The organism is Bradyrhizobium sp. (assembly GCF_030654605.1).
In the GTDB taxonomy this organism is placed as follows: Bacteria; Pseudomonadota; Alphaproteobacteria; order Rhizobiales; family Xanthobacteraceae; genus Bradyrhizobium.
The window spans coordinates 1-1,221 of sequence record NZ_JAURXB010000213.1 but is presented as its reverse complement, the minus strand read 5'-3'; the positions used below and the strand labels follow the sequence as shown (position 1 = coordinate 1,221).

Here is a 1,221-nt window from a genome sequence, read left to right as displayed (position 1 = left end):
CTCTTGTCCGTAGTCGCGCTCGTTGTCTGGCCGATGCAAATAGTAGGCTTCGTCGATGAACAGGACGCCACCCATCGCCTTCTTGAGAATCTCTTTGGTCTTGGGAGCCGTATGCCCGATGTACTGGCCCACCAGCTCGTCGCGCGTGACTGACACCACCTGTCCCCGGCGCACGAAACCGAGTTTGTGAAGAATTCCCGCGATCCTCAGCGCCACGGTCGTTTTGCCAGTACCGGGATTGCCGGTGAACGACATGTGCAGCGTGGGCGTCTCCGAACTCAGCCCCATTCGTTTGCGGATACGCTCGATCAGCAGCAGTGACGAAATCTCTCGAATGCGGGTCTTGACAGGCTGGAGACCAATCAGCTCGCGATTGAGCTGCTCAAGAATCTCGTCGATGCCGACGACCTCAAGTTCCTCTCGAAGACTGACGCTATCTGTCATCGCTTACCGTCTAGTAGCATCGCACAAATTCTGACGCGCACGCCTCGCGTGCAGGTTTCGGCAAGAATAAGGAAGCTCCGTCACCGCTTCGGCGGTGACGGAGCAGTACACCCGGGAGAAACCGCGACCAGGGAGGTAAATGGTGCGTTCCGGTCCGGATGGTATTACGCACCATAGCGTCGGCCTTCAGGGCGATCAGCGGCGTAGGATTTGGTTGTGTAGCGGATGTTGCGGCCCTCAACCTCGTGCCGTTCAAGCCGGAAGCCGGGTTCGTCCTTCGGCCGATTGACGATGAAGGACATCCGCACCGACTCCCAGCCGGGGCTGGAATCGAACGCCGACATCCGGATGTAGCTGTCGCCATAAACCTTGCGGCATTCGTTGAGCTCCATCAGCACGCCGGCAGCATCGCGCAGGTCAAACATCGGCAGGCCCCACATTTCCCAGAACGTGTTGCGGGGGTGCGGATCGTCGGTGAATTCGATGTTCACCGCCCAGCCCTTGCCGAGACAATATTGCACCTGCGCCGATATCTGCTGGTCGGTGAGATCGGGCAGGAAAGAGAAACAGCCTTGGGTAACGCGCATGGTCCTGCTCCTTATATCGAGACGCTGGCGGTGGGGGCGTAGTCGGGCATGTCGGTCGATTCGTAATTGAAGGTGACGTCCTTCCAGACCTCCAGCGCCGACCTAAGCGGCGTGCAGGTCTGCGCCGCCTGGCCAGGATCTCCGGCCCCTCGTGCAGATAGTCGCGGCCTTCATTGCGGGCCAGGATCAT

The 1,221-nt window shown here is 59.5% G+C and carries 2 protein-coding genes and 1 pseudogene; all 3 read right to left on the bottom strand.

What is annotated here, in order from left to right; genetic code table 11:
• On the bottom strand, positions 1 to 444 hold a 444-nt coding region (locus Q7U29_RS19510), incomplete at its 3' end, for an AAA family ATPase (protein WP_304744045.1).
• A 164-nt stretch (positions 445 to 608) separates the two neighbouring features.
• Entirely contained in the window at positions 609 to 1,031 is a 423-nt protein-coding gene (locus tag Q7U29_RS19505) for a ribulose bisphosphate carboxylase small subunit (RefSeq protein ID WP_304744043.1), read from the bottom strand.
• A gap of 11 nt (positions 1,032 to 1,042) precedes the next feature.
• Positions 1,043 to 1,221: pseudogene (gene rbcL / locus Q7U29_RS19500) on the bottom strand (ribulose-bisphosphate carboxylase large subunit); the annotation flags it as partial.

Coding starts and splice junctions, on each gene's coding strand:
- Q7U29_RS19505 (WP_304744043.1), bottom strand. CDS start 1,031: ATGCGCGTTACCCAAGGCTGTTTCTCTTTCCTGCCCGATCTCACCGAC.